A 5183-nucleotide genomic window follows, 5' to 3' on the forward strand; every position below is an offset into this window, starting at 1 on the left:
GATCTTAACCAACCGCTCTTTAACAACTGAATCAAGCAATTCGTGTGGGTGCTTGTGGAGTCAGACTGATAGTCAACAAGATTATCAGCATCACAAGTTACTCCGCGAGAAATCAAAGATGTAACCAACGATTGCTGAGCCAAGTTTAGGGTTTCTTAAAAACCCAAAGATGTTTGAACTGAAGAGTTTGATCATGGCTCAGATTGAACGCTGGCGGCAGGCCTAACACATGCAAGTCGAGCGGATGAAGGGAGCTTGCTCCTGGATTCAGCGGCGGACGGGTGAGTAATGCCTAGGAATCTGCCTGGTAGTGGGGGACAACGTTTCGAAAGGAACGCTAATACCGCATACGTCCTACGGGAGAAAGCAGGGGACCTTCGGGCCTTGCGCTATCAGATGAGCCTAGGTCGGATTAGCTAGTTGGTGAGGTAATGGCTCACCAAGGCGACGATCCGTAACTGGTCTGAGAGGATGATCAGTCACACTGGAACTGAGACACGGTCCAGACTCCTACGGGAGGCAGCAGTGGGGAATATTGGACAATGGGCGAAAGCCTGATCCAGCCATGCCGCGTGTGTGAAGAAGGTCTTCGGATTGTAAAGCACTTTAAGTTGGGAGGAAGGGTTGTAGATTAATACTCTGCAATTTTGACGTTACCGACAGAATAAGCACCGGCTAACTCTGTGCCAGCAGCCGCGGTAATACAGAGGGTGCAAGCGTTAATCGGAATTACTGGGCGTAAAGCGCGCGTAGGTGGTTCGTTAAGTTGGATGTGAAATCCCCGGGCTCAACCTGGGAACTGCATCCAAAACTGGCGAGCTAGAGTATGGTAGAGGGTGGTGGAATTTCCTGTGTAGCGGTGAAATGCGTAGATATAGGAAGGAACACCAGTGGCGAAGGCGACCACCTGGACTGATACTGACACTGAGGTGCGAAAGCGTGGGGAGCAAACAGGATTAGATACCCTGGTAGTCCACGCCGTAAACGATGTCAACTAGCCGTTGGGAGCCTTGAGCTCTTAGTGGCGCAGCTAACGCATTAAGTTGACCGCCTGGGGAGTACGGCCGCAAGGTTAAAACTCAAATGAATTGACGGGGGCCCGCACAAGCGGTGGAGCATGTGGTTTAATTCGAAGCAACGCGAAGAACCTTACCAGGCCTTGACATCCAATGAACTTTCCAGAGATGGATTGGTGCCTTCGGGAACATTGAGACAGGTGCTGCATGGCTGTCGTCAGCTCGTGTCGTGAGATGTTGGGTTAAGTCCCGTAACGAGCGCAACCCTTGTCCTTAGTTACCAGCACGTAATGGTGGGCACTCTAAGGAGACTGCCGGTGACAAACCGGAGGAAGGTGGGGATGACGTCAAGTCATCATGGCCCTTACGGCCTGGGCTACACACGTGCTACAATGGTCGGTACAAAGGGTTGCCAAGCCGCGAGGTGGAGCTAATCCCATAAAACCGATCGTAGTCCGGATCGCAGTCTGCAACTCGACTGCGTGAAGTCGGAATCGCTAGTAATCGCGAATCAGAATGTCGCGGTGAATACGTTCCCGGGCCTTGTACACACCGCCCGTCACACCATGGGAGTGGGTTGCACCAGAAGTAGCTAGTCTAACCTTCGGGAGGACGGTTACCACGGTGTGATTCATGACTGGGGTGAAGTCGTAACAAGGTAGCCGTAGGGGAACCTGCGGCTGGATCACCTCCTTAATCGACGACATCAGCTGCTGCATAAGCTCCCACACGAATTGCTTGATTCATTGAAGAAGACGAAAGAAGCAGCCCGAAATTGGGTCTGTAGCTCAGTTGGTTAGAGCGCACCCCTGATAAGGGTGAGGTCGGCAGTTCGAATCTGCCCAGACCCACCAATTTTGTGTGGGAAACGCCTGTAGAAATACGGGGCCATAGCTCAGCTGGGAGAGCGCCTGCCTTGCACGCAGGAGGTCAGCGGTTCGATCCCGCTTGGCTCCACCACTACTGCTTCTGAAGTAAGAGCTTAGAAATGAGCATTCCATCGCTGCGATGGTGAATGTTGATTTCTAGTCTTTGACTAGTTCGTTCTTTAAAAATTTGGGTATGTGATAGAAAGATAGACTGGTGGCCACTTTCACTGGTGGTGATCAGGCTAAGGTAAAATTTGTGAGTTCTCTTAGTTGAGAAATTCGAATTTTCGGCGAATGTCGTCTTCACAGTATAACCAGATTGCTTGGGGTTATATGGTCAAGTGAAGAAGCGCATACGGTGGATGCCTTGGCAGTCAGAGGCGATGAAAGACGTGGTAGCCTGCGAAAAGCTTCGGGGAGTCGGCAAACAGACTTTGATCCGGAGATGTCTGAATGGGGGAACCCAGCCATCACAAGATGGTTATCTTGTACTGAATACATAGGTGCAAGAGGCGAACCAGGGGAACTGAAACATCTAAGTACCCTGAGGAAAAGAAATCAACCGAGATTCCCTTAGTAGTGGCGAGCGAACGGGGACTAGCCCTTAAGTGGCTTTGAGATTAGCGGAACGCTCTGGAAAGTGCGGCCATAGTGGGTGATAGCCCTGTACGCGAAAGTCTCTTAGTCATGAAATCGAGTAGGACGGAGCACGAGAAACTTTGTCTGAATATGGGGGGACCATCCTCCAAGGCTAAATACTACTGACTGACCGATAGTGAACTAGTACCGTGAGGGAAAGGCGAAAAGAACCCCGGAGAGGGGAGTGAAATAGATCCTGAAACCGTATGCGTACAAGCAGTGGGAGCAGACTTTGTTCTGTGACTGCGTACCTTTTGTATAATGGGTCAGCGACTTATTTTCAGTGGCGAGCTTAACCGAATAGGGGAGGCGTAGCGAAAGCGAGTCTTAATAGGGCGTCTAGTCGCTGGGAATAGACCCGAAACCGGGCGATCTATCCATGGGCAGGTTGAAGGTTAGGTAACACTGACTGGAGGACCGAACCGACTACCGTTGAAAAGTTAGCGGATGACCTGTGGATCGGAGTGAAAGGCTAATCAAGCTCGGAGATAGCTGGTTCTCCTCGAAAGCTATTTAGGTAGCGCCTCATGTATCACTGTAGGGGGTAGAGCACTGTTTCGGCTAGGGGGTCATCCCGACTTACCAAACCGATGCAAACTCCGAATACCTACAAGTGCCGAGCATGGGAGACACACGGCGGGTGCTAACGTCCGTCGTGAAAAGGGAAACAACCCAGACCGTCAGCTAAGGTCCCAAAGTTATGGTTAAGTGGGAAACGATGTGGGAAGGCTTAGACAGCTAGGAGGTTGGCTTAGAAGCAGCCACCCTTTAAAGAAAGCGTAATAGCTCACTAGTCGAGTCGGCCTGCGCGGAAGATGTAACGGGGCTCAAACCATACACCGAAGCTACGGGTATCACGCAAGTGATGCGGTAGAGGAGCGTTCTGTAAGCCTGTGAAGGTGAGTTGAGAAGCTTGCTGGAGGTATCAGAAGTGCGAATGCTGACATGAGTAACGACAATGGGTGTGAAAAACACCCACGCCGAAAGACCAAGGTTTCCTGCGCAACGTTAATCGACGCAGGGTTAGTCGGTCCCTAAGGCGAGGCTGAAAAGCGTAGTCGATGGAAAACAGGTTAATATTCCTGTACTTCTGGTTATTGCGATGGAGGGACGGAGAAGGCTAGGCCAGCTTGGCGTTGGTTGTCCAAGTTTAAGGTGGTAGGCTGAAATCTTAGGTAAATCCGGGGTTTCAAGGCCGAGAGCTGATGACGAGTTGCCTTTAGGCGACGAAGTGGTTGATGCCATGCTTCCAAGAAAAGCTTCTAAGCTTCAGATAACCAGGAACCGTACCCCAAACCGACACAGGTGGTTGGGTAGAGAATACCAAGGCGCTTGAGAGAACTCGGGTGAAGGAACTAGGCAAAATGGCACCGTAACTTCGGGAGAAGGTGCGCCGGTGAGGGTGAAGCACTTGCTGCGTAAGCCCACGCCGGTCGAAGATACCAGGCCGCTGCGACTGTTTATTAAAAACACAGCACTCTGCAAACACGAAAGTGGACGTATAGGGTGTGACGCCTGCCCGGTGCCGGAAGGTTAATTGATGGGGTTAGCTAACGCGAAGCTCTTGATCGAAGCCCCGGTAAACGGCGGCCGTAACTATAACGGTCCTAAGGTAGCGAAATTCCTTGTCGGGTAAGTTCCGACCTGCACGAATGGCGTAACGATGGCGGCGCTGTCTCCACCCGAGACTCAGTGAAATTGAAATCGCTGTGAAGATGCAGTGTATCCGCGGCTAGACGGAAAGACCCCGTGAACCTTTACTATAGCTTTGCACTGGACTTTGAATTTGCTTGTGTAGGATAGGTGGGAGGCTTTGAAGCGTGGACGCCAGTTCGCGTGGAGCCATCCTTGAAATACCACCCTGGCAACTTTGAGGTTCTAACTCAGGTCCGTTATCCGGATCGAGGACAGTGTATGGTGGGTAGTTTGACTGGGGCGGTCTCCTCCTAAAGAGTAACGGAGGAGTACGAAGGTGCGCTCAGACCGGTCGGAAATCGGTCGTAGAGTATAAAGGCAAAAGCGCGCTTGACTGCGAGACAGACACGTCGAGCAGGTACGAAAGTAGGTCTTAGTGATCCGGTGGTTCTGTATGGAAGGGCCATCGCTCAACGGATAAAAGGTACTCCGGGGATAACAGGCTGATACCGCCCAAGAGTTCATATCGACGGCGGTGTTTGGCACCTCGATGTCGGCTCATCACATCCTGGGGCTGAAGCCGGTCCCAAGGGTATGGCTGTTCGCCATTTAAAGTGGTACGCGAGCTGGGTTTAGAACGTCGTGAGACAGTTCGGTCCCTATCTGCCGTGGACGTTTGAGATTTGAGAGGGGCTGCTCCTAGTACGAGAGGACCGGAGTGGACGAACCTCTGGTGTTCCGGTTGTCACGCCAGTGGCATTGCCGGGTAGCTATGTTCGGGAAAGATAACCGCTGAAAGCATCTAAGCGGGAAACTTGCCTCAAGATGAGATCTCACTGGAACCTTGAGTTCCCTGAAGGGCCGTCGAAGACTACGACGTTGATAGGTTGGGTGTGTAAGCGCTGTGAGGCGTTGAGCTAACCAATACTAATTGCCCGTGAGGCTTGACCATATAACACCCAAGCAATTTGCGTCGGCTCTCTAAACCAGAGCAACCAGATTGCGGTGTGTGAAGACGCAATGA

General features: G+C 51.7%; 2 tRNA genes and 2 rRNA genes. All 4 read left to right on the top strand.

The annotated features are described in order from the left end of the window. Positions 1–175 precede the first annotated feature (175 nt). A 16S ribosomal RNA gene (locus ACODTD_RS28760) occupies positions 176–1712 on the top strand. Positions 1713–1793: 81 nt separating this feature from the next. Then, a tRNA-Ile gene (locus ACODTD_RS28765) sits at positions 1794–1870 on the top strand. Between the two features lie 30 nt (positions 1871–1900). Next, positions 1901–1976, top strand: a tRNA-Ala gene (locus tag ACODTD_RS28770). A gap of 244 nt (positions 1977–2220) precedes the next feature. Continuing rightward, positions 2221–5111: ribosomal RNA gene (locus ACODTD_RS28775) — 23S ribosomal RNA — on the top strand. Together the 16S and 23S rRNA genes with 2 tRNA genes alongside form the textbook arrangement of a ribosomal RNA operon. The last annotated feature ends 72 nt before the right edge of the window (positions 5112–5183 follow it).

It is taken from the genome of Pseudomonas sp. FG35 (genome assembly GCF_057809295.1).